The 22127-nt window shown below is 61.0% G+C and carries 30 protein-coding genes, 1 tRNA gene and 2 pseudogenes; 10 read left to right on the forward strand and 23 right to left on the reverse strand.

Annotated features, from left to right (window positions below):
* Nucleotides 1–154 precede the first annotated feature (154 nt).
* Nucleotides 155–1069: a DMT family transporter gene (locus tag ACFLEY_RS01470; protein ID WP_396604476.1), complete on the forward strand. Its 915-nt coding sequence runs from the start codon at nt 155–157 to the stop codon at nt 1067–1069.
* Between the two features lie 180 nt (nt 1070–1249).
* Here the strand turns inward: ACFLEY_RS01470 and ACFLEY_RS01475 are convergent, their stop codons facing one another.
* The 3 genes from ACFLEY_RS01475 to rplU all read right to left on the reverse strand — a co-directional run bounded on the left by ACFLEY_RS01475 (nt 1250) and on the right by rplU (nt 2715).
* Nucleotides 1250–1843, reverse strand: coding sequence for a GNAT family N-acetyltransferase (locus ACFLEY_RS01475; RefSeq protein WP_060909733.1), 594 nt, complete (start codon nt 1841–1843; stop codon nt 1250–1252).
* A gap of 127 nt (nt 1844–1970) precedes the next feature.
* Nucleotides 1971–2240 (reverse strand): 50S ribosomal protein L27, encoded by a 270-nt coding sequence (rpmA, locus tag ACFLEY_RS01480; RefSeq protein WP_011083253.1) that lies wholly within the window; start codon nt 2238–2240, stop codon nt 1971–1973.
* Between the two features lie 97 nt (nt 2241–2337).
* Entirely contained in the window at nt 2338–2715 is a 378-nt protein-coding gene (gene rplU / locus ACFLEY_RS01485; protein WP_396604477.1) for a 50S ribosomal protein L21, read from the reverse strand.
* 324 nt (nt 2716–3039) lie between these two features.
* On the opposite strand from rplU, the gene ACFLEY_RS01490 reads away from it, so the two are divergent.
* Nucleotides 3040–4164, forward strand: coding sequence for an ROK family protein (locus tag ACFLEY_RS01490; protein WP_396604478.1), 1125 nt, complete (start codon nt 3040–3042; stop codon nt 4162–4164).
* Nucleotides 4165–4337: 173 nt separating this feature from the next.
* On the opposite strand, the gene ACFLEY_RS01495 is transcribed toward ACFLEY_RS01490, so the two are convergent.
* Nucleotides 4338–5201 carry an alpha/beta fold hydrolase gene (locus ACFLEY_RS01495; protein WP_396604479.1) on the reverse strand — a complete coding sequence of 288 codons (864 nt, stop codon included), beginning with the start codon at nt 5199–5201 and terminating at the stop codon, nt 4338–4340.
* A 134-nt stretch (nt 5202–5335) separates the two neighbouring features.
* Here ACFLEY_RS01495 and ACFLEY_RS01500 point away from each other — a divergent pair.
* A tRNA-Ser gene (locus ACFLEY_RS01500) sits at nt 5336–5425 on the forward strand.
* Nucleotides 5426–5855: 430 nt separating this feature from the next.
* Here ACFLEY_RS01500 and tnpC read toward each other — a convergent pair.
* From tnpC to ACFLEY_RS01530, 6 genes are all read right to left on the reverse strand, one after another.
* The gene (tnpC, locus tag ACFLEY_RS01505) at nt 5856–7400 is read right to left on the reverse strand and encodes an IS66 family transposase (RefSeq protein ID WP_224517700.1); all 1545 of its coding nucleotides are present in this window, start codon (nt 7398–7400) and stop codon (nt 5856–5858) included.
* A gap of 61 nt (nt 7401–7461) precedes the next feature.
* Complete coding sequence (tnpB, locus tag ACFLEY_RS01510) at nt 7462–7878, reverse strand: IS66 family insertion sequence element accessory protein TnpB (protein ID WP_145982909.1); 417 nt, start codon at nt 7876–7878, stop codon at nt 7462–7464.
* Nucleotides 7875–8273: a transposase gene (locus ACFLEY_RS01515; protein ID WP_026192391.1), complete on the reverse strand. Its 399-nt coding sequence runs from the start codon at nt 8271–8273 to the stop codon at nt 7875–7877. Before ACFLEY_RS01515 ends, tnpB begins: the two co-directional genes overlap by 4 nt.
* A gap of 523 nt (nt 8274–8796) precedes the next feature.
* Nucleotides 8797–8991 carry a hypothetical protein gene (locus ACFLEY_RS01520; protein WP_080586571.1) on the reverse strand — a complete coding sequence of 65 codons (195 nt, stop codon included), beginning with the start codon at nt 8989–8991 and terminating at the stop codon, nt 8797–8799.
* A gap of 535 nt (nt 8992–9526) precedes the next feature.
* Nucleotides 9527–9778, reverse strand: coding sequence for a hypothetical protein (locus tag ACFLEY_RS01525; protein ID WP_060909738.1), 252 nt, complete (start codon nt 9776–9778; stop codon nt 9527–9529).
* The gene (locus ACFLEY_RS01530) at nt 9778–10059 is read right to left on the reverse strand and encodes a hypothetical protein (protein WP_038943178.1); all 282 of its coding nucleotides are present in this window, start codon (nt 10057–10059) and stop codon (nt 9778–9780) included. Before ACFLEY_RS01530 ends, ACFLEY_RS01525 begins: the two co-directional genes overlap by 1 nt.
* A 236-nt stretch (nt 10060–10295) precedes the next feature.
* Here ACFLEY_RS01530 and ACFLEY_RS01535 point away from each other — a divergent pair, with 236 nt between their 5' ends.
* From ACFLEY_RS01535 to ACFLEY_RS01545, 3 genes are all read left to right on the forward strand, one after another.
* Nucleotides 10296–10499 carry a hypothetical protein gene (locus ACFLEY_RS01535; RefSeq protein ID WP_049807601.1) on the forward strand — a complete coding sequence of 68 codons (204 nt, stop codon included), beginning with the start codon at nt 10296–10298 and terminating at the stop codon, nt 10497–10499.
* A 175-nt stretch (nt 10500–10674) separates the two neighbouring features.
* Nucleotides 10675–10962: a type II toxin-antitoxin system RelE/ParE family toxin gene (locus tag ACFLEY_RS01540; protein ID WP_082755755.1), complete on the forward strand. Its 288-nt coding sequence runs from the start codon at nt 10675–10677 to the stop codon at nt 10960–10962.
* A gap of 16 nt (nt 10963–10978) precedes the next feature.
* Nucleotides 10979–11278, forward strand: a complete 300-nt coding sequence (locus ACFLEY_RS01545; RefSeq protein WP_060909739.1) for a HigA family addiction module antitoxin — start codon at nt 10979–10981, stop codon at nt 11276–11278.
* On the opposite strand, the gene ACFLEY_RS01550 is transcribed toward ACFLEY_RS01545, so the two are convergent.
* On the reverse strand, nt 11275–11418 hold the full coding sequence (locus tag ACFLEY_RS01550) for a hypothetical protein (protein ID WP_171901171.1): 144 nt from the start codon (nt 11416–11418) through the stop codon (nt 11275–11277). The two genes, ACFLEY_RS01545 and ACFLEY_RS01550, sit on opposite strands and share 4 nt — an antisense overlap.
* Before the next feature lie 119 nt (nt 11419–11537).
* Here ACFLEY_RS01550 and ACFLEY_RS01555 point away from each other — a divergent pair, with 119 nt between their 5' ends.
* Both ACFLEY_RS01555 and ACFLEY_RS01560 read left to right on the forward strand, forming a co-directional pair.
* Nucleotides 11538–12053: a hypothetical protein gene (locus ACFLEY_RS01555; RefSeq protein WP_396604480.1), complete on the forward strand. Its 516-nt coding sequence runs from the start codon at nt 11538–11540 to the stop codon at nt 12051–12053.
* Between the two features lie 227 nt (nt 12054–12280).
* Entirely contained in the window at nt 12281–12415 is a 135-nt protein-coding gene (locus ACFLEY_RS01560) for a hypothetical protein (protein ID WP_249163548.1), read from the forward strand.
* A 28-nt stretch (nt 12416–12443) separates the two neighbouring features.
* Here the strand turns inward: ACFLEY_RS01560 and ACFLEY_RS01565 are convergent, their stop codons facing one another.
* Complete coding sequence (locus ACFLEY_RS01565; protein WP_060909742.1) at nt 12444–12986, reverse strand: hypothetical protein; 543 nt, start codon at nt 12984–12986, stop codon at nt 12444–12446.
* 158 nt (nt 12987–13144) lie between these two features.
* On the opposite strand from ACFLEY_RS01565, the pseudogene ACFLEY_RS01570 reads away from it, so the two are divergent.
* Nucleotides 13145–14458 (forward strand): annotated as a pseudogene (locus ACFLEY_RS01570) (IS1380 family transposase).
* A 525-nt stretch (nt 14459–14983) separates the two neighbouring features.
* Here ACFLEY_RS01570 and ACFLEY_RS01575 read toward each other — a convergent pair.
* The 10 genes from ACFLEY_RS01575 to ACFLEY_RS01620 form a co-directional block, all read right to left on the reverse strand.
* Nucleotides 14984–16579 (reverse strand): hypothetical protein, encoded by a 1596-nt coding sequence (locus ACFLEY_RS01575; RefSeq protein ID WP_396604481.1) that lies wholly within the window; start codon nt 16577–16579, stop codon nt 14984–14986.
* Nucleotides 16560–16745 (reverse strand): hypothetical protein, encoded by a 186-nt coding sequence (locus ACFLEY_RS01580; RefSeq protein ID WP_129557417.1) that lies wholly within the window; start codon nt 16743–16745, stop codon nt 16560–16562. Before ACFLEY_RS01580 ends, ACFLEY_RS01575 begins: the two co-directional genes overlap by 20 nt.
* On the reverse strand, nt 16742–16945 hold the full coding sequence (locus tag ACFLEY_RS01585; protein WP_129557418.1) for a hypothetical protein: 204 nt from the start codon (nt 16943–16945) through the stop codon (nt 16742–16744). Before ACFLEY_RS01585 ends, ACFLEY_RS01580 begins: the two co-directional genes overlap by 4 nt.
* On the reverse strand, nt 16917–17198 hold the full coding sequence (locus ACFLEY_RS01590; RefSeq protein ID WP_129557419.1) for a hypothetical protein: 282 nt from the start codon (nt 17196–17198) through the stop codon (nt 16917–16919). Before ACFLEY_RS01590 ends, ACFLEY_RS01585 begins: the two co-directional genes overlap by 29 nt.
* Nucleotides 17199–17206: 8 nt before the next feature.
* Nucleotides 17207–17464, reverse strand: coding sequence for a hypothetical protein (locus ACFLEY_RS01595; RefSeq protein ID WP_060909747.1), 258 nt, complete (start codon nt 17462–17464; stop codon nt 17207–17209).
* A 1-nt stretch (nt 17465) separates the two neighbouring features.
* Nucleotides 17466–17699, reverse strand: a complete 234-nt coding sequence (locus tag ACFLEY_RS01600) for a hypothetical protein (protein ID WP_129557420.1) — start codon at nt 17697–17699, stop codon at nt 17466–17468.
* Nucleotides 17700–17859: 160 nt separating this feature from the next.
* Complete coding sequence (locus tag ACFLEY_RS01605) at nt 17860–18474, reverse strand: hypothetical protein (RefSeq protein WP_211434499.1); 615 nt, start codon at nt 18472–18474, stop codon at nt 17860–17862.
* 284 nt (nt 18475–18758) lie between these two features.
* Nucleotides 18759–18932, reverse strand: a complete 174-nt coding sequence (locus ACFLEY_RS01610; protein WP_171901172.1) for a hypothetical protein — start codon at nt 18930–18932, stop codon at nt 18759–18761.
* 163 nt (nt 18933–19095) lie between these two features.
* Nucleotides 19096–19506, reverse strand: coding sequence for a DUF5681 domain-containing protein (locus tag ACFLEY_RS01615; RefSeq protein ID WP_129557421.1), 411 nt, complete (start codon nt 19504–19506; stop codon nt 19096–19098).
* Between the two features lie 125 nt (nt 19507–19631).
* A complete protein-coding gene (locus ACFLEY_RS01620; protein WP_060909751.1) occupies nt 19632–20288 on the reverse strand; it encodes an AAA family ATPase in 657 nt (218 codons plus the stop codon).
* 117 nt (nt 20289–20405) lie between these two features.
* On the opposite strand from ACFLEY_RS01620, the pseudogene ACFLEY_RS01625 reads away from it, so the two are divergent.
* Nucleotides 20406–21469 (forward strand): annotated as a pseudogene (locus tag ACFLEY_RS01625) (IS630-like element ISRj1 family transposase).
* Here the strand turns inward: ACFLEY_RS01625 and ACFLEY_RS01630 are convergent.
* Nucleotides 21456–21965 carry an AAA family ATPase gene (locus tag ACFLEY_RS01630; protein ID WP_082755757.1) on the reverse strand — a complete coding sequence of 170 codons (510 nt, stop codon included), beginning with the start codon at nt 21963–21965 and terminating at the stop codon, nt 21456–21458. The pseudogene ACFLEY_RS01625 and the gene ACFLEY_RS01630 sit on opposite strands and share 14 nt — an antisense overlap.
* Nucleotides 21966–22127 lie beyond the last annotated feature (162 nt).

Consider the following 22127-nt stretch of genomic DNA (forward strand, 5'->3'; position numbering starts at 1 on the left):
CCGCAAGCGACGCTAATCGCGGGTTTTCCGTGCTCTCTCCGCCCGTCATTGCGAGGAGCGAAGCGACGAAGCAATCCAGACTGCCGCGGTGGAGACAGTCTGGATTGCTTCGCTTCGCTCGCAATGACGACCTCTCACACTCCGACTCGTTTCAATGCCCTTCTTCAAGAACCTCTCCGCCTATGACGACCGCTCCGCGCGCCTCGCCGGCATTGCGCTGATGGTGCTGTCGATCTTCATGTTCTCGTTCGGCGACGCCATGGGCAAGTTCCTGGTGGGGACCTATTCGGTGGGGCAGCTGCTGTTCCTGCGCGCCTGCGCGGCGCTGTTGCTGCTGTCGCCGCTGATCTGGCGGCAGCGTCGCCAGTTCCTGCATCTGGAGCGGCCGCGCTTGCAGCTGTTCCGCGTCGTGCTCTCGACGCTGGAAGTGGCGGCCTTCTTCCTTGCGACGGTCTATCTGCCGCTCGCCGACGTCATCACGTACTACCTCGCCGGCCCCATCTTCGTCACCGCGATGTCGGCGATCTTCCTGGGCGAGAAGGTGGGTTGGCGGCGCTGGACGGCGATTTTGATCGGTTTCTGCGGCGTCGTGATCGCGCTGCGGCCGTCGGCGCAGACCGTCAGCCTGCCGGCGCTGATCGCGCTGGGCGGCAGCCTGTCCTTTGCAACCCTGATGCTGATCACCCGCAGCCTGCGCAAGACCCCCGACATCGTGATGGCGTCCTCGCAATTCGTCGGCACGTTTTTGCTGGGCGCGGTGTTGTCGGCATTCCACTGGGTGCCGCCGACATCAGGCAGCCTCGTCATCTTCGCCCTGGCCGGATGCATCTCGGTGACGGCGCTGTTCTGCGTCAACCGGTCCCTCAAGCTCGCGCCGGCCAGCGTCGTCGTGCCCTATCAATATTCGATGATCGTCTGGGCCGTGATCTTCGGCTTCGTCGTGTTCGGCGACGTGCCGTCGATAGCAACGATCGTCGGCGCCGCCATCATCATCGGCGCCGGGTTCTATATCTACTTGCGTGAGCGCGATCTGGGGCGCCCGAGCAACGAGATAAATCCGCCGGCGTAGCCACAACGTCGTCCCGGGGCGCGCACAGCGCGAGCCCGGGACCCATACCCACAGGGAGTGGTTTGACGAAGACTCGGAGTGGGCGCTTCGCCTCGCACTTCTCCTTGGGATTATGGGTCCCGGGCTCGCGACTTCGTCGCGCCCCGGGACGACAGTGTCGATTGTGGCGCGGCCTGCGCCCTACCTCACCCGTCTTGCGCTGCTCCAGCTCTTCAGCGACGCCCACACCCCGCGCGACAGGCGGAAGCAATCGACGGGCGTGGACGAGCCCAGCGCCAGGAAGCGGTGCAGCTGGACGCCGCTCCACTGGAAGCCGCACTTCTCCAGCACCTTGCGCGAGGCGGGGTTGGTGACGCGCGCACCGGCATGGAGGTGGTCGTCCTCGAACTCCTCGAAGAAGAAGTCGATCGCGCCGCGTGCGGCCTCGGTGGCGAAGCCCTGGCCCCAATGCTCGACGCCGAGCCAGTAGCCGAGCTCGGCATTGTCGGGCTTCGAGCAGTCGATCCCGACCATGCCGACCGGCCCGCTGTCGTGCTCGATCAGGAACACGGTCTCGCTGCCGATCTCGGCGGTGGCACGGACGAATTCGATGGCGTCGTCCTGCGAATAGGGATGCGGCAGGCGGCGCGTGTTCTCGGCGACGCGGCGATCATTGGCGAGCCGGGCGATGGTCCTGACGTCGGCGAGGGTCGGCCGCCGCAAGGTCAGCCGTTCGGTGGCGACGACATCAGGTCTCGCCTCCCGCAAGGTGGTGCTCGAAAAATCCTGCAACATGTCCGGCTCCGTCGAAGTCACTAAGACAAAACGAAAGGGGAGGCCGGTTTCCCGCCTCCCCTGGAGCCTATTTGTGGACTCCGCCGGTTTGGTCAGGACCCGGCGGACTCCAAATTTGATCCACCGTCTATTCAGCCGCCTCTGCGATCGGGAGTACCGATACGAATGTGCGGCCGTTGGCTTTGGCCTGGAACGTGACGCGACCCTCGATCTTGGCGAACAAAGTGTGGTCCGTGCCCATGCCGACATTAAGGCCGGGATGCCAGGTGGTGCCGCGCTGACGCGCAATGATGTTGCCGGGAATCACAACTTCCCCGCCGAACGCCTTGATGCCGAGGCGCTTGCCCTTTGAATCGCGACCGTTGCGCGATGAACCGCCTGCTTTTTTGTGAGCCATGGCTCGTCTCCGAAATCCTGAGTAGTTCTAGATCAATTCCTTGACGGAATCATTTCATAATTTCTCACGCATCAATTCGTGAATTGGCGTGATCAATTTATGCGGCGGCGTCTTCCTTGGCGACCTTCTCCTTCTTCGGACGCGGCCCCTTGGTGGGCTTGGCGTTGTCCGTCAGGATCTCGCTGACGCGCAGCACCGTGATCTCGTCGCGGTAGCCGCGCTTGCGGCGCGAATTCTTGCGGCGGCGCTTCTTGAACGCGATGACCTTGGGGCCGCGCTTGTGGTCGAGCACCTCGACCGCAACGGACGCGCCGGCCACCGTGGGCAGACCCAGGATCGGCGTGTCGCCGCCGACCACCAGAACTTCATTCAGCTGCACGATCGAGCCGACTTCGCCTTCGATCTTGCCTACTTCCAGGACATCATCCGGAGCGACGCGGTACTGCCGGCCGCCGGTTTTGATGACTGCGAACATCGTTGTTTTCCTTCGTGTTCAATCCCGGCCTCGCGACAGTCCGTCGGGGCCGGCTTTTTGTCAGTCGCTATGGGTTTATGCGAGTTTTGTGCGGGCGGGAGTTATCCCTTTGAAAACCCACGCAAAAACAAGCGGCGCGAGAAACGCCCCGCGCCGGGTGTGGGACTTATAGCCGCCGGACGCCGCAAGTCAAGGAAAACCGCTGAAAAAGGCCCGGATTTGAAGGATTTGGCCGCCCGCCCATCCGCCGATTCTCCCCCGGCGTTGCAACCAACGGGTTCCCGCGCCGTTGTCCCCCAGATTTCGCAAGCGGGCAAGGGTCCCATGGCAACGAACGAACTGGTCGCGACGACGGGCATTGCGCAGCACGGCGCGAGCCGCCTGCCGTCGGTGGACGTCGACAGTTTCGACATCGAGATCAAGGACGAGGACGGTTTTCTCGGCGACCGCGCCAGCAAGGGCGCGTTCCGCGAGATCCTCGACCGCTGGCGCAAGCCGCTGCGCAAGACCGGCGAGGACCCGTTCGGCAAGGAGCCCTCGGACCAGATCAGCAAGAAGACGCTGGATGCGATCCTGATCGGCGACGACACCGAGGCCTCGGCGCTGGTCCACAGCGCGATCGAGGATTTCGCCCAGCAGCTCGCCTATGTCACGCGCCGCTTCCTCAAGACCAAGGCCTGGGCCAAGACCGAGCGCATCATGGTCGGCGGCGGATTTCGTGATTCCAGGCTCGGCGAGCTTGCGATCGCGCGCACCGAGATCATCCTGAAATCCGAGGACTTCAAGATCGACATGCAGCCGATCCGCCATCATCCTGATGAAGCCGGCCTGATAGGTGCGCTGCATCTGGCGCCGTCATGGATCTTCGAGGCTCATGACAGCATCCTCGCCGTCGATATCGGCGGTACGAATATCCGCTGTGGCCTGGTGGAAACGAGCTGGAAAAAGGCAAAAGACCTGTCGAAGGCCAAGGTCGTGAAATCCGAGCTATGGCGTCATGCCGACGACGAGCCGACGCGCGAAGGCGCGGTGAAGCGGCTCACCAAGATGCTGAAGGGGCTGATCGCCGAGGCCGAGACCGAAGGCTTCAAGCTCGCGCCCTTCATCGGCATCGCCTGTCCCGGCGTGATCGACGCCGACGGCTCGATCGAGAAGGGCGCGCAGAACCTGCCGGGCAATTGGGAGAGCAGCAAGTTCAACCTGCCGGCGAGCCTGATCGAGGGCATTCCCGAGATCGGCGAGCACGACACCGCGATCCTGATGCACAATGACGGCGTGGTTCAGGGCCTCTCGGAGGTTCCGTTCATGCAGGATGTCGAGCGCTGGGGCGTGCTCACCATCGGCACGGGCCTCGGCAATGCGCGCTTCACCAACCGCCGCAAGGACAATGGGAAAGACCGTGATTCTACCGAGAATGGGAAGAAAAAGGCCAAGTCTGACAAGGAGTAACCTTGACTGGTTAGGTTAAGGGACGGATTGCGTTGCGGTGCATGGGGCACCCGCTACGGTCGAATCGTCGCCTCACCTGGCCGGCGAAGCCGCCCTTCCCGGTCAGTATTGCAATGAGCGGCACGGGACCGCCAGTGTTTACCGCGTCTGGCGGTCCCACCCCTTCCTCGGACTCAACTCCAGCCGACGCGCTGAAAGAACGCCGCGATCTCCGCGGCCGCGTGGTCGGGATTTTCCCGATGCGGGAAGTGGCCGGCGCCGGGAAACATCGCGAGATCGAGCGCGCTGAACGTCTCGCCGAGCCGGTCGGTCCACGCATAGGGAAACAGCGGATCGTGCTCGGCCCAGCGGACGCAGGTCGGCACGTCGATCGGCGGAAGCTGTGGAGCTTCGCCCTTCATCATCGCGACGCGCCCGGCATGCGAGGCGCGATAATGCGCAAAGCCGCCGGCAAGGTTGCCCACCCTAGAGAAATTGTCGACGAAGGCGTCGAGGACGTCGTCGAAGGCGTCTTTTCGATGCGCCCAGCCCTTCAGGAAGTGACTGATATAGAGCCGGCAGCTCTCGCGGCTCGCGCCGACGAGCCGCACGGCCATCTCCATCTGGTGGAAGGACTGGTACCAGATGTGGTTGAGCCGGTCGGGCGCCGCCATGCGCGGTCCGATGCCGGGATAGACGAAATCGAAGAAGAAGAGACCGGCGAGCCGGCCCGGTGCCTGCCGCGCCAGGGGCTGCATCACGGCGCCGCCGACATCGTGGCCGACCACGGCGAATCGCTCGATGCCGAGCCCCTCCATCAGCGCAAGCATGTCGGCGGCATGGCCGTCCGGCCCGTAAGGCCCGTCAGGCTTGTCGCTGTCGCCAAAGCCGCGCAGGTCGGGCGCGATCAGCATGAAGCGATCGGCCAGCCGGACCATCACCGGCTCCCAGGTCAGCCAGAATTCCGGCCAACCATGCAGCAAAAGCAGCGGTTTGCCCTTTCCAGCGCGAACCAGGTGGAAATTGGCGCCATTGACCTTGATCGTCAGATGCTCCATCGCGGTTCCTCCCGAAGGCTGGGATGGGGTTGAAAGAGGCAGCGGATTTTCCCCTTTCGCGCCTTGTCTGGCCCGCCATCCTCGCCTATTAACGCCCCAACCACAGGGGCCCTGCTCCTTACTTGGCGCCTTCAGGAGAGGTGGCAGAGTGGTTGAATGCACCGCACTCGAAATGCGGCATAGGTGCAAGCCTATCGGGGGTTCGAATCCCTCCCTCTCCGCCAAAACATCAGCAAAATCAGCTAGTTAGATTGATTGTCGTCATTCGGCGCACAGTTGAACGTACAATGCGCTCTCGGCGCCTGCGTCGCGAGGCCGCGGAGCTTGAGCAGATTTGGAATGGGCTGACCGGGTAGGGACGGGCAGTTCTCCATACCCACGACCGGCAGTAGTTCGCGCTCGTTCCGCGCCGCTAGGAATCGATAATTTGACTCTCGCCTTAGCCGCGTTTCGATGGCGGCATGCCTCGTCCTAAACGCCGCACATCAACGCACGCAGATGGCCGGCCGCTCAAGATCACCTTCGGCGAGATGCGAGAGATGGTAAGCGACGTTCGCGTCCCATTCGCAAAGGTTTGGCGTGGGGATTGCAGTCTGTTGATCAACGTGTTTGCAAATCGTTGGCGGGGGGTATGGAGGCGGCAACGACGGAGAATTACGAGGTGCGGCCGAACGACCAGGGCAGGAGCTCGTCGATCCGGGACTGCGGGTGACCGGTTGCGATCGCTTTGAGCGTCGCTTTCATCCAGACGTAGGGCTCCACGCTGTTGATTTTGCAGGTGGCGATGAGCGAAGCTATGCGCGCCCATGAACGACCACCTTCGTCGTGACCAGCAAATAAACTATTTTTACGCGTCAGAGTCAGCGGCCTGATTTGATTTTCGACGGGATTGGTGTCCATCTCAACGCAACCATCGTCGAGAAACAAGGTGAGGCCATCCCAATGGTTCAGGAGATAGGCGATCGCCTTGCCCATCTCGCTGCCCGGCGACAGGCGAGCGGCTTGCTCGCGCAGAAACCTCTCGAGTTCAGCGACGAGCGGCCGTGATCGCTCGTTACGGGTCGTTTGCCGAGCCGGGGCGTCGGCGCCACGGATCTCCTTCTCGATCGCATAGAGTGCGGCGATGCGCGCGAGAACGGCTTCGGCGATGGGTGAGCCGGCTTTCGGAGTCGCTGCGATGATCTTGCGCCTTGAGTGGGACCAACATGCGGCCAGCCGCAGCGGCACGCCGCCTTTGCGCTTGGGCCGTGCGAGCCGATGATAGCCCTGGTATCCGTCGACCTGAAGGATGCCGTCGAAGCCCTCGAGGATGCGCTCAGCATGGTCACCACCGCGTCCTGGCGCGTAGTGGTAGACCACGATTGGTGGATCAGCGCCGCCGTGGCCGCGATCGTCGCGCAGGACAGCCCACAGATAGCCGGTCTTCGTTCGGCCCCGGCCCGGATCGAGCACAGGCGCCCTGGTCTCGTCTATGAACAAGCGGCCCGATTGCTTCATCACGACGCTCATGCGCTCGACCAGCGGCGCGAGGTGGAAGGCGACCGTTCCCATCCAGTCTGCCAGAACGGCGCGATCGATGAAGATGCCATGCCGAGCCAGAACCTGCGACTGACGATAGAGTGGCATGTGCTCGCTGAACTTGGCGACCGCCACCTGCGCCAGCAGCGCCTCGGTGGGGATGCCACCCTCCACGAGATGGGCGGGCGCCGGCGCCTGAGCAACACCGGTGCAGCCCTTTGCGCAGGCGTAGCGCGGTCGCACCGTCTCGATCACACGATACTGGGCGGCCATGACATCGAGACGGCGGGAGCGATCCTCGCCGATCTGGACCATCCGGCCGCAGCCGCAGGGACACTCGAGGTTCTCGGGTTCGATCACCTGCTCGATGCGCGGCAGGTGCGCGGGAAAGGCACGGGCAGCGCGCCTGGTCCGGCGGCTGGACGGCGCCGTGCCGGCGCGGCGCGCACGATCGTCCTGGCGTTCCTGGACTTCGGCGATGGCAATCTCGATGTCCTCGAGAACCAGTTGCATCTGATCGGGATTGAACTTCTCCGAGCGTTTACCGAAACGTGCGCGCTCGTACTCCTTCACGAGCAGTTCGAGGCGTTCGACGCTCTCTTTGGACGCAGCCAGTTCACTCTCGACATGAAGGCGCGCCGAGCATTCATCGTCTGCGCGACGACGCTCGGCTTCAATCATCGCTTCCTGCGCGCGGAAGAGCGCGCGCAAATCGGCGGGCAGCGCTGCAAGACGGGCGGGATCAATGGGGGACGGCGGCACATCCGCAAGCTATCATCCCAAAGCCCCGCGCGAAACAGGTTGTCGGGTCTGAGTCAGTTCGCCGCAGCTGGCGTCGCGACAATCCGTTCGCCCACTCGCTTCCAGTTCTCGCTTCGAACTGCACGCGCGTCAGATGCATGACGCCGTCGCTGATCTGCGGCCACTCGAAACGACCATCGCGGCCAAGGCGCTTGTAGACCAAAACGAGGCCCGTGCCGTCCCATAGCAAAATCTTCAGCCGGTCGGCGCGCTTCGAACGAAAAACCACGATCAGGCCCGAATGCGGATCGAGCCCAAGCGTGTTTTGCACAAGACCGGCCAGCGCGTCGTGCCCGCACCGGAAGTCAACAGGACGCACAGCAAGCACAATCCGCAGTCCCTGCGCCGGAATGATCATGCGCCGCGCTCGATCGCAGTCACGATCTCCGCGATCCGCACCGCCGACACGTCCGCATCCAGGCGGACCGAAACCTTGCCAATCGTAATCTCGACGGGCCCCTCGCTCTTGCCTGACGCCACTGGATCGCTCAGCTCGATCGACACGAAATCCGCCGCGTCGTCCGTGACCAATGCGAGCCGGCCAGCACGCGCCAATCTGCGCCACGTCGTCAACTGCTGGGCCTTCACACCATAACGCCGTGCGACATCACATACCCGGGCGTCGGGCTTCATGCTCTCGAAAACAGCGCGCCCCTTGATCTCCGCAGACCATAACCGGCCTCCAGAACGCGTCCGGCGCGTAAGCTTCCCCACAAAGCCATCAGCTTCGGCTTCCTCCCCCGATTGTTCCATCGCCTTCAGTCTCCTCTCGGCTCTCTGACAAGCCAAGGATCGCAGAGCGAAAGCCGAAGCGAAACCAGTCAATCAAATGGGAGAAAAGCTCCGCTTACGAGAGATGGGTGTGCGCGGCGTCTTGATCTATTGCCATTGTGGCCATCACGTCGCCCTGGACGCCGACCGCTGGCCTGACACTGTGAGGCTATCCGATCTCGAGCCGCGGTTCGTTTGCTGGGGTTGCGGCAATCGCGGCGCCGAGGTTCGGCCAGACTTCGACCGAGGTAACCCACAGCTCGCAATCATGGGGTACCGAAACGCGACATGACCAAGGGCCGGGGCGGCGCAAGCTGAAGCAATGAAAGACACCGCCAACTGAGGCGGCCTCAAATCATTTTGTCGATCTCGCGAGCGCGCCTCTCCATTAGGTCCGCGAACAGTTGCAAGACCTTCTCCGTTTCGGGAGGGAACACACATGCAAGCTTGCGAAGCTCAGCAAGGTCCGCCTGTATCTCGATAAGCTCATCAAGTGCGGTTGGTGTCATACCGGCGGCTGTAATCCGGGTGATCTCAGCCACTCGCTGATGTGCGAGGCGGTTTCAGCCTGCCGTGCTTTCCTTTCGACGGCTTCGCGCAGATTGCCATGCGGAAGCAATTCGGCTTGTTCATGCAGGCGCTTCGCCTCTTCGGCGAGACGTCCTTCAAGCGATTTGGTTTGCGTGGAATGGCGACGCATGGCGCTGCTCCTATCTAGAGGAGGCGGGAGCGCTAATGGCGTTCTCATCACCGATGAAAGCCAGGGGCCGCGCGGTGATAGGTGTTTGTTAACACCTATCGCGGGCCGAATCTGGGCAAAATTGACCCAGCGCACCCCCAAAGCGAATTAGCTCATGGGAAAAGCCGCAGCGTGGTTCCAACACACACACACACACACACACCCACACTGCGGCATTCCCGGACAACTAAAAATTGTTTGATGCTTAAATCGCGCCGGTGTTCTCACAGTAGAACACCCCGTTCCGAAAATGCATCCGTACGACTACCGGAGTCCGCTGTTTTACCCATTGTCGTTAGAGATCGAACGTGGCACGGCTCGCTTTCCAGCCCCCAATGCTCCCGGCTGCCGATCCAATTGCGGATTGGAGCGCCGGGAGTGCTAGGCCCGCCAGTGAACCGGCGGGCCTTTTGCTGTCAGATGCCAGAGACCTTCTTCCCAGCGATCGCGAGGCACAAGCTGAGCTTGAAGCACAGCCGGCCGACGTAGAGCCGGATCAGGCGCACTCGTTGCCCCCGATCAGGACAATCTTCGCTTGCGGCCTTGCTGGCTCGGTCAGCTTTTCCTTCAGATCTTCAACCCGTTTTAGGACATCAAAGATGCTGAATGAGAGCATTTCCGCATCACGTCGCGGCATGCTGAAAACCTCAGGATCAGGATCACCGAGCAGACTTTCATGCGCGCCAATCGCAACCAGAACCATCTGCCTGATTTCGTGAAGCGCGTTGTCAATGTCATTCACGTCCATCAATTCGCCCTCCCGGTTTCGAGCGCAATCAGGTCGGGCGAGATGGTGTCTCGGTCGGTACCTGCCGCCATGTAGGCAAGCGTCACCATCAACTCGGCCGGCAGGATCAGCTTCACCACCACTTGCTGATAGCCGGTGCTGTCGACACTCGGCACCGTGAACACCAACCGGCGGTTCGGCCCCAGCGTATCTATCCGGGCTAGGCCGTGGCAGTAGATATCGCAGGCCTGATCTATCAAGAGATTTTTGTCCATCACATCACCGGCTGGTTTTCCGGTCATGGCTGCACCCACAGCAGCAAGTGCACCAGCAGCGAGCCGGAGCAGATGGTCAGCACCGCCACCAGCGGTACTGGCGCGACGGGACGGTTCATAAGCCGGCGAAGTCGGGCAAATCCAGACGTGATTGTGGTATCGTGAGTGTCAGATCTAGTCACGGGTCACTCCTTGACTGGGTTTAGAGCCGGGGCGGAAGTTGACGCTTCCCCTCGGCTTGCTTTTCCTGTATACGAAAAGTCATGACCAAACAAGAGAAATCTGTACACAAAAAGTCCATGGGGCGCCCACCCGGCATCAAGTATGGCGGGACAATCCCCGCCCGGTTCGAGATTCAGACCATGAAAGCGCTCGACACTTGGGCAGGAAAACACGACGTTTCACGGTCAGAAGCCATCCGCCGCCTTGTCGAGCTGGGGCTGAAGGCGAAGTCCAAGGGCGGTTAATCGCTTTTGGCCGCTTTAGCTGGGGTTAAATACTCCCCAAGATTGAATCCGCGCTCGATTTCGTCAAATACTGGCCAATGTGACGATCCCGTTACCTATATTATTAATAGTATCAGTTCTTGATACGTTCAGTATTGCGGAACGTATCAGGGATCGATACGTTAGCGAGCAATCGATGGCCATTCGGTCTTTCAAGGACGCCAACACCAAGGCGGTTTTTGACGGCAACTGCCCCCGCGGGTTCCCGACAACAATTGTCAGGGTGGCTCGTCGGAAAGTCCGAATGGTTGACGCTGCAAAGGAGCTATTCGATCTGAAAGCACCGCCAAACAACAAGCTTCATGAACTGGAAAAAGATCGCAAAGGACAGCACGCGATTTGGATCAACAAACAGTTCCGAGTTTGCTTTGTTTGGAGAGATGGCGAAGCGTATGACGTTGAGATCGTAGATTATCACGACTAAGTAGGAGGGTTAAGAAATGGCAAAGTTGAAGCCACTGCACCCGGGAGAGGTCCTGCGGGAAGAATTTATGGAGCCCTACGGCCTAACTCCGTACGCCCTTGCGAACCTGTGCCATATCCCGCGCACTCGCATTGAGCGCATTGCCCGGGAGGAAACGGGTATTACGGCTGATACCGCATTGCGTCTCGCAAAGGTATTCGGCACCACGCCCGACTTCTGGCTTACGCTGCAATCGAGGTTTGAGGTCGAAAAGACCGGCGCCGAGATTGCTAGCGAGCTGAAGCAGATCAAACCACGTGAATTGGTAGTGGCCTAAACGGCCGTTACCAATGCTCGCAATAGTGCATAGCTCTTGTAGGTCAGCGGCCGGTTAAAATCGCTGCCGCTCCTGGTCGCCCGGTAGCGCCGCCAGAGCAACCGGTTCGCGACCTTGGCCTCGGTTTCGCCGTCACCCATTTTTGCGCTATATCCGATTTGCAAGCCGCCGTTCGGCACGAAAAATGTATCACCCTCTCGACCGACCGATATCTCCCCAGAAGCAGCGGATAATCGAGCGCGCGAACAAATTGCGGGGCATGTTGGTGGGCTCCTATTCTCAGGTGGAGTACTTGCTTGGTAACTTGTGGGTGTCGATGGAGCAGGTTGATCCGTATTTCACCAAGCGTAATGAATTTCCTTACCGTCTACCGAGCAGGGTCAAGGCAATCAGACAGCTACTTGATGTTCCCCACGGACCGCTATTTCAATTCCGTGCGAAGGCTGTTGAGCTGCTGGACGAGATGGACGCCTACGAAAGGCACCGGCGCATGATGGCACACGGGTATATGGAGGTGGAGCACTCAGCGAGCGGGCATCTTGTGCGCGTAAGGTTTTACGAACCAACGAAGGATGACGCTGCCAATGAGGTGCACACAGAAATGTCGCTCAATAAAATGGAGGCAGACGCCAAGAAAGCCGCCGATTTCGCCGGGCGCTGGATGCGTCTCCAGTTCGATATTCACGCTCAATTTGGTTGGGTTGCACCAGCTACTACTCTGAGATCGCATAAATCCCAGGGGATTGTCGTTCAATCTCGCCGGCGTCCGTCTTGATTTTCCCCCGCAGATCCTCTTCCGCCTCCACAAGCGCAGAATTGCGCTGCGGAAGGGCTCGCCTGAGTCGAGGCAGGTCAAAGGGCGAAGAGTGTCAATCCACCGCAAGTCGCGCTTGCTCTCGCCTTACGGTTGCGGAATCGTTGTAGGGCAAGAAACAGGAGAATCAACCGATGGCAGAATTTAAGAAGGGCGATACGGTCAGGCTTAAGTCGGGAGGTCCGACTATGACTATCTCGAACCCAGCCGCGAGCGGGGGGTGCATGTGCTACTGGTTCAATATCAGTGGCGCCGAATATACGCCCAAATGGGAAACGTTTGCGCCTGAGATGCTGGATCAGGTCACAATCCCGCGCAGGTGAGCGCCGCGGAAGCGGCGCACCTGTGGAGTTATCTTCGGATAATCAACGGCACTAAGCTTGGACCGCGATAGGCGCGCGTCATATCCTTCACGTCAGCAGTATCGCTGATCTCGTTTCGCCGAAGCTCCATTTCCGCGAAAGTGTCCGCAAGTATTGCGCGCGCCTGGACCCCCATCACCCAATGAGCATAGCTGGCCGCAAGTAGCCCGGCGTGGGAGACGACCCCCGCATTGTGGAGGAGATCTGGAAACTTCTCAAAAAAGGCGCGGAAGCTCGGGTCGGGAGAGTACTCTGACTTTTTCTTGTCTTTCCGCTCAAGCTTGGCTCGAAACACATTCACCACGCCGACGGGCGCTCGTTCGTCGGTGATCAGATTGTTGAAGTCTCCAATTAGGGAAATCAAGCTTTCGGGCGTCTCGGGGTTAGACACGAGTGGCTTGGCTGCTGCAAAAAAACGATCAGACCAATATTCGTACCGCTCCAGCCGAAATAGCTGCTCACGCGCGAAGACGTAATAGATCGCGGAACATATGACGATGGCTGCTGCTGCTGTGGCAAACCAGACTAGCATATCATCCTCCGCGCCCGTTGCGCTTGCGTGCCTCTAGCCTGTCTTATTCGTAAGAGGCGCCCGAGAGGCTGGCGAGCGTGGTGTAAAGCGCTGATACGGCGTAGGATTCGGTTGTGAAGCCAACCCCATCACCTCCAACCGCGAACGCCACGCCCGCCATGACCGACGATACGATTCCGCCCTTCTCGTTTCCAGCCATTCACGCCAAGAAAGTCACAGCTGCCTTCGATGGTGGGCGCCTAACCTCGAACGGGGGCGTGATGCTTCTGGCGATGGCCGAGCGGCGTCTCGGCTTGGCCGACAATCTGGCCCGGGTGTTCCCGGATCGGCGCGATCCGACGCGGGTCGTGCACAGCCTGGTCGATATGTTCCGCGCGCGCATGTTCGCGATCTGCTGCGGCTACGAGGACGCCGACGACCTCGATCATCTGCGGTCCGATCCGGCATTCAAGCTGGCCTGCGGTCGCCTACCGGACACGGGCCGGGATCTGTGTTCCCAGCCGACGCTGTCGCGGCTGGAGAATGCTCCGCGCCTGCGCGACGTGATCCGACTGACCTACATTTTGGTCGACGCATGGATGGATAGCTACCCCCACGAGCCGGCATCCGTCACGCTCGACATCGATGATACCTGCGACGTCGTCCACGGCCATCAGCAGCTCTCGCTGTTCAACGCTCATTATGACGAACGCTGCTTTCTGCCGATCCACGTCTACGACACGGAGAAGAGCCGGCCCGTGGCCGTCGTGCTGCGGCCCGGCAAGACGCCGGGCGGCGTCGAGGTGCGTGCCCATCTGCGCCGCCTGGTACGGCATATCCGCACGCGGTGGCACAACACGCGAATTACGTTCCGTGGCGACGGGCACTATGCCCGGCCGGAGGCCATGGCGTGGTGCGAGACCAACGGCATCGACTACATCTTCGGTCTGTCCGGCACCAAGCCTCTCGCCAGAAAAGTCGACGAGGTCGCCGACGACATCCGCACCCGACGCGCCATCGAGAACCTGCCGGTTCTGCGTGGCTAAGATCGCGAACGGCGCACCGTCGCCCGTATTGAGGCGACGATGCTCGGCCTCGACATCCGTTTCGTCGTCACCAGCCTCGATGTCGGCTCGGCCGAGTGGATCTACGACAGCCTGTATTGCGCGCGCGGCCAAGCAGAGAATCTGATCAAGCTGCATAAGACACAGCTCGCCTCCGACCGCACCAGCTGCCGTTCGGCGCTCGCCAACCAGGTCCGTCTCGTGCTCCATACGGCCGCTTATTGGCTGATGCTGACCGTGCGCGACGCCATTCCCAAAGCCCGGGAATTGGCCACTGCCGAGTTCGCGACGCTGCGTCTTCGTCTCTTGAAACTCGCTGCCCGTGTGGTCGAGACCACGAGCCGCATTCGCCTTGCGTTTGCCGCGGCATGTCCCGAAGCCGACCTGATCCGCGGCTTGCCCGGCGCGCTGCTCCCGCTCGGTCCGTAACCGACCGGGCCTGCGCCCGCTCACCCGCCCCACTCCTCCATCGCCTACAAAACAGCTTGATGTAGAACCCGGTGAGAAAAGGCCGGACGGTCACCCACGCCAGCCGCCAGCCCCCGTCAGACGTCAAGAACGACCGTGCTCTCGTGAATAGATCGGGCTAGAGCCGCCCCGAGATTTGCCTGCTTGCCCTTGATCTTATCTGGGACGCGCGTCTTCTCTTTGCGATATTTCGACACAGTCTTCACAAGCTCGTTAATAGCTCGAAGATAGGCCGCCCCCTGGAAAGGCAGTGAACTTGCGAACCCAAGGGCCAGCACGAGGACAACCGTATTCCCAATCCCAATCCGCTCCACCGCCCCAATCCATGGGCCGGGGTCTGGTAACGCGTCCTTGCCCATAGCGGTTCCACCCTACAACCACTGCGGGTCATTAGCCAGTTGCCACATTTTAGGCAACTATCGGTTAATGAGGAACAACTACTTTTCTGCTCTGGCATTAGATGCCCTCGGGGCGTAGACGAGAGCATCACGCCACCCCCATGCCCGGATACTCGATCCGCCGGTTAAAATTGGCATTCGAGACCACAGGCGCCCCGCCGGGCTCGCTGAAGCAAAGCGCCACCGCGTCGCCCTCGTCCGGGCTCGGCATCCCCCGTTTCTTCATGTCGTCCTTGCTCTCCAGGACAAGCCGGCCATCGCTCATGTAGCGATAGCCAGGGCCGCATATGTCGGTTTGCAGGCTGTCACTGTCTGGCAGAGAGAAGTTAGCGCCCTCCAGCGCGGTCTTCAGATGCGACCACATCTCAGCCCGGCGGTTGGCGGGGCCGCCCGATGGCTTGCCGCTGTCGTCCAACGGTGGAGGCTCGACGGGCTTTGAGCCGAAGTTGACCGCGTTGAGCAAGCCGCTGCCGAATGAGCCGCCATAGCCTTGCTCGACCAGACGGTCGTAGATGCCGGCGCCGAGGCCGCCAACGTCGATATTCACCTTGGCCGGCTTGTCGTCCCGAATGATCTGGGCCACCCAACCCGCGACCTGCATGGTGTCGAGGCCGTGGCGCTTCTCGATCTTCTCGATACCGCTGCCGCGGCGCCAGGCAATGGCCGTGCTGTCAGCGCCGAACCGGGCGGGATCGACTCCAACGATTAGCGGTCCGGTCCCCTTGTGGTCGTTCTTGCGAGCCCGCAGCACCAGTTCATGCGGAATGAAGCTGTCGAAGCTGGAGGCGAGGAAGGCCTCGTCAGGCGTCAGCGGATACTCGCGCTTAAAATAGTTGATGTCGCCCTTGTCCGCGATCTTGCAACGGCGCCAATAGATCTGCTCGGCATCGAGCTTGTGCAGCTCGGCCAACTGCTTTTCCTCGGTGCTCATGGCGAAGTCGTCGGGGAGGGCCTTGCGGTAGGTCGGATCTTCCGACCACGGCAGGAACACCGCGAGGAAGCTGTTCTCGCCGGCAAGGGCCTTGCACCAGAACTGGTGAAACTCATCGCCAAACTGGTTGCCGGTCGTCTCGACAATGATCTCGGTGTCGGGAAGGTCGGGCACCGTCTCCATCAGCGCCGCCAACTGCTCCTTCAGGTTCACCCAAAAGGCAGCCTCGGAGGCGTGCAGAGCCTGGGCCGTCGATGATCGGCCAGCGCCGTCCTCAGTCGCAACGGAAACCAGATAGCCGCTGTCTATGTTGCTGAACTTCAGCTCTTCGGCATTCGAGGCGCCAGTCACCGGTCGCATGTCATCCGGCATCAGGTCATGCATGCGCTTGACCAGGCCGAAAAGGTTGCGGACCGCCGGCTTTTCATGGGCCACGATCGCAGTCAGGAAGCCCGGCTTCTTGATGGTCTTGTGATAGTAGCGGCCGGCAACGTAGGTACTCACGCCTTCCTGCCGGGCCTTCAGCACCACGATGCGGACCATGCCAGTCTTGGCGCGCTGCTCCTCGATGATCGCGTGCAGCTTTCGCTGCACCGGGTTGAATTTGAACGGGACGACGCCGCCGGCCTTGGGGCGGATCTTCAGATAGTGCTCGGCGAAATACTCGAGGTCGCCGTCAAGCCGTTCGGCATGATCCAGCACCCCGCTGATCGAGTCCGTCCAGTGCGTCATATCAATGCTGTGTATGGCCATCGCTGGAGGTTTCGGCCTCGAAAGCACGCAATGCCGCTCTCGCCTCCTCCACCGTCACCCCCATCTGGGCCGCAACGTGCGCAGCAATGCGCTGGCGTTCCGCAATCTCCGCCATGAATTTCGGATCGGTCAATCCGCTGAGCAGGCCACCAATGGGTGCGGTCATTTTCCCTCCCGCAGGATCGCGAGCGCCTGCCGGCACGCACAGCCCGGCGCCTTATTCTCGAGGTCGCGGCGCAGCGACACATACGGGAGTCCTTCAAACTCTTTCTTCAACTCGGTCGCCTTCGCATCCACGATCGCATTCGCTTCATCGCAGATTGCCTTGATCCGCTCTTCAGGCGGCAACGTCTCTTGTTTCGGCATTCTTTTCCTCAATCTTTGCAAGCCTCTCTTCCGAGGCCGCCAGTTTCGCTTGGAGTTCTTTCATTTCCCGCCGGGCTTGAGCCGCTTCGTTTTGCGCCCGGCGCACTGTGTCGTCTCGCTGCTGCTCCCGCTTCGCGAAGTAGAGCTGCAAGTCCCGAGGGAGTTGCAGAAAGCGTTGCTTTTCTTCCTTGCCCCAGGACCGCGGGGGCTCGACAACGTCGGCCACCTTGGCGTTGAGCAGGGCTTCAAGCACGGGGTTTCTCATCGACCTGCCTTGAGCAGCGCGCTATGTGTTTCGTTCATCTGCCGGACCAGCTTCATACGGCGCGCGGCCTTCCGGATCTCGTTTGGCGTGGAGATGTCCTCCAGCTCTTCGCCCTCGATCTGGTGCAGCATAGCGATACGATTTTCCGCGCCGTTCAGCGCAAACCGATCGATGATCTCGTCGTCGGTTTGCTGCTTGCCGCCAAACTTGTCGGTGAACCAGTCCACCTGATCCAGAAAGCCTTTCCCGTTCATCTCACCTTGCTCCTGCTGCGCGTCGAAGGCCTGTGATCTCCGCGGCAATGCGCATGGCCTTGTTGCCCGTTGCCGTATCCAGTTGCTTCTGGAGTTCCGCGATCTGCCCGGAATGATCGCCGCTTCGTGGTGTGCTGCTTGCGACGCCAGGCCGCATAACTGGAGGAACGGCCTTCGCGCTTGCCTTGGCGTGTGCTCCCATGACCATCCGATATCGAGCGGCATCGGTCAGCATGCGCTGAAATTCAGACGAGCGCAGGACCGGGTTGTCGTTCGTCAGCCGTGCCAGCGAGTCCCTGTCGACGCCCAGATCGCCCAGGTACTCCTCCGCGGCCCGCGCTATCTCTGAGGGCTTGATGCCCTCTTTCGCGGCCCACGCGTCATACCGGGCGCCCTCATTCTTGGGCCCAGGATTCGACCCTTTGCCGCTGCTCCGCCGCCTGATGGTGCTGCCATTGCGCCTGCGCCTGCTGGAGATGATCAACCCGCTGGAGCACGCCCATGGCCCGCTGCACACGCTGCGGGTCGGATTGATGCAGGATTGCGATGCCCTCCGCCCACTGATCAACCGGGAAGTCCGCCAGCTCTGGGAAATGATCCAGGAGGCTCGCCTGCGCATACTGGTGCGCAGTGTTGAGCGCCGTCGCATACTGCTGCTTGGCGACATCAGCCCGGCCCAGCTCCTCCTCGATCGCCTGCCGGACCTGGGGATGCTTCAGCGCCTTCTCGACTTCGGGATCGAGGCCATCAACTGCCGGGGTGGCCGGCTCGGCCCTTGCTTCCTTGGCGAGATCGTCAGCAATTGCTCGTTTCGTTTCAGATTGCGCGGCCGCAGTAACGTCCTGATCGTTTAACCCGAGTTCCTGCGCTGCACTGGGGTTGTTCTTCAGCTCTGCAAGGCGGGTCTTGTCGACCTTATCCTGAATATTGGAAAGACTGGCGCCCTCGACGAACCTGGAGATGTCTCCACGAGCATGCGAGAGCTCCTGAGCCGCCTGCTTGAGTGTCACCGCCTCGTTAGGGTCAGCGTCGATCAGATCGGGAGCGGAGACGGGTAGGCAACGTTCTTGCCCGGGCCGATGCGGCCTGTGCCGATGTACTGCTGGGCCATCACTCGGACCGCCCAGCCTCAGGCGCCGCGCTGGGCGCCGTGATCTTCCAGCCGCGCTGCTGCATCAGCTCGAGCGAACTCCGCACCTGCATGTCGGAAAGCTGGCACATGGGCGTATGTTGCTGGAGCATCCGGGCTAGCTCGCCCAGGTCTGCCCGATCGGGACTTGGTCGGTGGCACATGTCAGCCGGCCTTGGTGATCGCGAAGCCCAGCTCGGCCATGACGTCGAACACTGTATTGGCCTCAGTGAGCGCCAGGCGCCCCAGCGCCGTGCGGTTCTGGAGCGCAGCAATCAGCTCGTCACGTTCGGCCTGGGCCTTGGCTGCGGCCTGGGCCTTGATCTCGTCGTCGGTCATCGTCGCGGTCCTTCGTGTGCAAATCAGTCACGAAGGAATCTATGGAAATACCCCAGAAAACGCCATGGCATTTGTACGTAGTGGCGTGCGCAGTGAGAACGCCTGATAAAGATAATGCTGTTTTCGGCCTCGAAACCAGTTCGCCGGCAGAACCAGTTTCCGCCTAATCCAGTCTTTCCACCTCCGGCAGATCCTTCGCGACGCGCGCTCTCAGATCTTCCTCGATCCAACCGAACACGGTCTCCGGGTCGATCGCCGCTGCCGTCGCCTGGATCAGTCCAACGAGCCGGCGCATCATTTGCATCTCGGCACTATCCATCGGGCCGGTGCGGTTCTCGATCGAGATCGCAACGTCCTTCGGGATGATCGAGAACAGCACCCGCAAATACGTTGACGGGTCGGTGGCCCTCACACGCTCCAGCGTGGTTGCACCGTTGGTCGTCCAGTCCGCCAGCGCATCAGCACACGCCTTCTCGGAGAACTTCGCACGGGCTCCCTGTGGCCGCCCCAGAGGGTTGCCGGACTGTCCCGGCTTCCACGGTGTCAGATGACTGGTCTTCGGCTGTTTGTTCACTCAGCACCTTCCAATGGTTCGGTAGTTCGGTTCGGGTTCGGTTCGGGTTCGGGTTGTAGAGTTCGGGGTTCGGTACGGTTCGGCTCTCTATAAGAGCCGTAACCTACGAACCCTCGAACCCGTACTCAGTCATGAGACACGCGCCACCTGTCTCCGTACTGGCGGACAAGCCCCTTGGAGAGCAGGGCGTTGCGGATGTCAGTCAGGTCGGCCTTTCGCTTCAGGCCAAGGCCGGCGTCCTTTGCTTGGGCGTTCCAGTCCTCCAGTGTCAGCCCTGCTGAGCCGGCGCCGTGCAGGATGGCGAAGGCGGTCTGTTGGTTGGGCTTCAACTTCGGCTCCTGACCTTTCGTCGCAACTTGCGATGAAACCTCCTCCGAGCTGACCACATTGACCGTGATCGGGTCGCCATCCTCATCTGTGCCGAACTCATGGACATCAGACTTGAACGAGAAGAGGGGGCCTTCCGGCGCGTCGTTCGCCTTGGTGACGGTTACAGATTTGATTTCGTCGCCGCCGATCGTCACCATGACATCAACGTCACCCAATAGTGCGTTAGATCCTCTCGCGCCGCGGTTCTGGTCCTTTCCGGTGTGGCCGATCAGTGCGACATGAACGCCCGTTACGTTCTTCACCCGCTGCACATTGGCGAACACGGCGCCCTGATCCTTGGCGCTGTTCTCGTCGCCGCCGGCCGCCGCGATCAGCTTCGCGAAGGTGTCGATAATCACCAGCCCAATATCATCGCCCAAGATGGTCTGGGCGTCCCGGATCGTATCAATCACCTTTTTGAAGGCGTCAGGGTGCGTCAGGTCGATTGTGGCGCTTGATACACAGATAGGCGTGCCAGCAAGCCCTAGTACCCACTTTTCTTGGAACGTGAGTCGTGATTCAAGGTCGGGATGATACCCGAAGCAAGAGAAGTCCACCTTTCGAGGAAAGATCGCAAGGTGCTTGAGGCGTGCTGTCGCTCACCGGTGACGTTGCAGCGCGATTTGAAGCGGGCGCGGATAGTTCTGTTGGCGGCGGATGGGCGCAGCACCCGGTCGATCGCCAAGGAAGTTGGGGTCCAGCCGCGGATTGTCAGCCTTTGGCGGCATCGCTATGCCGACCATGGCCTTGAAGGGCTGCAAGACAAGCCGCGGCCTGGCAAGCAGCCGATCTATACGAAGACGACCGACAAGCGGATTCTGAAGCTGCTGGATAAGCCGCCACCGCAAGGGTTTGCGCGCTGGACCGGCCCCTGCTGGCCGAGGCGCTGGGCGATGTCGATGTCCAATATGTCTGGCGGTTCCTGCGCAGCCACAAGATTGACCTGGTGGCTCGCAAGTCCTGGTGCGAGAGCAACGACCCGAACTTTACGGCCAAAGCCGCCGATGTTGTCGGCCTCTATGTCGCGCCGCCGGCGAAGGCCATTGTGCTGTGCGTGGACGAGAAGCCCTCGATCCAGGCTTTGGAGCGAGCGCAGGGTTATCTGAAGTTGCCCAATGGCCGCGCCTTGACCGGCCAAAGCCACGATTACAAGCGGCATGGCACCACAACATTGTTTGCGGCGCTCGAAGTCGCCACCGGAAAGATCATCGCGACCCATTCAAAACGCCGGCGCCGCGTCGAGTTTCTCGATTTCATGAACAGCGTCACCGCGGCTTTTCCGAACCGCAAGCTTCACGTCATCCTCGACAACCTCAACACCCATAAAAAGAACGAGGACTGGCTCAAGGCCCACCCCAACGTGCAATTTCATTTCACGCCGACAAGTGCGTCATGGCTCAATCAGGTCGAAGTATGGTTTTCCATCTTGCAGGGGCAGTCGCTCAGCGGCACCTCCTTCACGAGCCTCAAGCAGCTTCAGGAACACATCGATGCCTACGTCAACGCATACAACGACAGAGCCGAGCCCTTCGTCTGGACCAAGAAAAAGGTCCGTCAACGCCGTTTCAAAGGCCGCCGTATCACTCAGCTCTGATTCCGGGTACTAGCCGCGCCCGGTGAGCCCGCAAGCGCCGCTTAACAAGGTCTGACCGCTCGATCGCGAAATAGAGCACGCCAGCGGCGCCCTTGTTTCGGTAGCCGTGCCAATCGAGACCGGCGCCGACACAGATTGCGGCCTCCGCCAACAGCGCGGATTTCATCGCTCCAGGTGGGGCAATCCAAGCCGATGTTTCGCCGCGGGCGAGGATTCCTTTAATCAGCCAGCTCTTTGCCGGCGGATCGGCCTCCATCTCGTCGAACGTAACCAGTGGATACACCAAATCAAGCGCGCCCATTTCCTCCAGCTTGGCGTCAACCTCGTCTGAGGTCATGCTGCCGGCCTTCAAGGCAATACCGAGCTTGGTAGCCTCGCTGTCGAGCCAGCGGGCGCGGCTGCACATGAAGCGCAGGCCGGCAAGCTGGAGCATCTTGCGGATCTTCGGATCGGTGACGATCAGTGGCCGAAGCTCATCGGGCTTGATGTGCATCATGCCGCAATCCTCCGCCGACGCCGGACAACCGGGATCAATCTCCCAACTTGGGAGTTTGACGCGATGCCGAACACACGCTCGGCAAGCGCCTGAGCGAAACGTCGCTCGGCCGCAGGATCAGCTTGAATTGGAGGGAGCGAAGGGATAGATTCCGAACAGATC

The sequence above is a fragment of the Bradyrhizobium sp. YCK136 genome (genome assembly GCF_044570075.1).
Classification (GTDB): Bacteria; Pseudomonadota; Alphaproteobacteria; order Rhizobiales; family Xanthobacteraceae; genus Bradyrhizobium; species Bradyrhizobium diazoefficiens.